Origin of the sequence: Streptomyces huiliensis (genome assembly GCF_020037025.1) — a bacterium.
GTDB lineage: Bacteria > Actinomycetota > Actinomycetes > Streptomycetales > Streptomycetaceae > Streptomyces > Streptomyces huiliensis.
In genome coordinates this window covers 1-1,558 of sequence record NZ_JAIQLH010000187.1, presented here as the reverse complement: position 1 = coordinate 1,558, position 1,558 = coordinate 1, and the positions used below count along the sequence as shown (strand labels likewise).

Sequence of the window (1,558 nt, the reverse complement as noted above, 5' to 3'; positions counted from 1 at the left end):
ACCGCGCGGCGACGGCCGAGCGCAAGCCGTCGTCCGCCGCCGCGCCGGCGCCCGCGGGCGGCGGCGCGCTGCCCCGCACCACGTCCGCCGAGACCCTGGCCACCATGCAGGCGGCCGTGCTGACCGGCGCCGCCGTGTGGATGGGCTACGTCAACGCGGAGGGCGCGGCGAGCCAGCGCGTGATCGCCCCCGTCCGGGTGGAGGGCGGGTACGTCACGGCGTACGACCACACGGCGGACGAGGTGCGGACGTTCGCGCTGCACCGGGTGACGGGGGTGGCGGAACTGGCGGAGGAACACGCCTCCTGAACTTTTCGGTTCACACCTCCGCGACGAGGAACTGCTCCGCCCGCGGCGGGCGCAGGCCGTCGGGGCGGCCGGCGAAGTACCGTTCGGCGAGTTCGTCGGGCGAGACGTGCGCGGCCTTCGCGAACCCGGCCGCCAGCGCCGCCTTCCGCAGGTCCTCGGGCGCGTAGAGGCTGACGAACGGGGTGCCCGACGCGGCGGCGTTGCGCATCGACATCTCCTGGACCATCCGCTGGTCCGGTTCGAGCAGGTCGAGCGGCATCAGGAACGTCGACGCGAACACGGAACCCGGCGCGAGCGCGGCGGCCTGCCGGAGCGTCGCGACGTTCGCCTCGTGGCTGAGGTACATGCTCACGCCGGTCGACGCGACGACCGCCGGGGCGCCCGGGTCGAAACCGGCCTCGGTCAGCCGCTCCCACCACGAGTCGCCGGCCTCGAAGTCGACGGGCACGAAGGTCTGCCAGGGCAGCGTCACATGCCCGAGCTCGGCCAGCCGCCCCCGCTTCCACGCCTGCGTCCCCGGCTGGTCCACCTCGAACACCTTGACGGAAGTGCCCAGTTCGGGGCGGCGCTGGGCGAAGGTGTCCAGTCCCGCGCCGAGGACGACGTACTGCGTCACCCCGGCGGCGGCACGCTCGGCGACGAGGTCCTCGACGAACCGGGCGCGGGCGACGACCGACGCGCGGACGCCTTCGACGCCCGGCATCGTCATGTCGCCGCGCTCCCGCCACTCCGGCCCCGGGTCGGCGAGCGCCAGCCCGAGCTCGTCGTCGAGCACGTGCGGCGCCGCGTCCGCTTGGACGTGCAGGGCGCGCCAGAGGGCGACGCGGACGGCGGTGTGGTCCGGGACGGTGCGCTGCGGGTCAGCCATGGTGGTGCCCCTCCCCCTGGATCAGCGGCGCTTCGAGGGCGACGGTCCGCCCGTCGGGATCCAGCACCAGCGCCTGCCGGACACCCCAGTGCGTCGGCGTGAACGGCTCGGCGAACTCCGGCGCGCGAGCGGGCGCGAACGCTTCCGCGTCTGCGACGGTGAGCACCGGCCGGGTGACGAGCTCGCGCTCGTGCTGCTCCGCTATGAACACGTACGGCCCCCCGGCCGGGTGCTGCCACTGGCCGGAGCCGTGGTCCGTCTCGACCACGCTCTCGTATCCCAGCGACTTCCAGAACGCCGCCGTCGCACCGTAGTTGCGGGTCTCGACGAGGAACCCCTTGATGCCGTCGGTGACACCCTCAGTCGTCGTCATGTGTACTCC

3 protein-coding genes are annotated in these 1,558 nt (G+C 73.9%); 1 reads left to right on the top strand and 2 read right to left on the bottom strand.

Going from position 1 to position 1,558, the window contains the following annotated elements; genetic code table 11:
- Positions 1–308 (top strand): WYL domain-containing protein (locus tag JNW98_RS26460; RefSeq protein ID WP_223770814.1); only part of this gene is annotated, 308 nt, incomplete at its 5' end.
- A 10-nt stretch (positions 309–318) separates the two neighbouring features.
- Here the strand turns inward: JNW98_RS26460 and JNW98_RS26455 are convergent.
- Positions 319–1,176, bottom strand: a complete 858-nt coding sequence (locus JNW98_RS26455) for a class I SAM-dependent methyltransferase (protein ID WP_223770813.1) — start codon at positions 1,174–1,176, stop codon at positions 319–321.
- The coding region (locus tag JNW98_RS26450) for a hypothetical protein (protein ID WP_223770812.1) at positions 1,169–1,558 on the bottom strand (390 nt) is incomplete at its 5' end. The genes JNW98_RS26450 and JNW98_RS26455, both read right to left, overlap by 8 nt.

Excerpts from the sequence above, each read along its gene's own strand:
- JNW98_RS26455 (WP_223770813.1), bottom strand. The coding sequence starts at position 1,176 with ATGGCTGACCCGCAGCGCACCGTCCCGGACCACACCGCCGTCCGCGTC.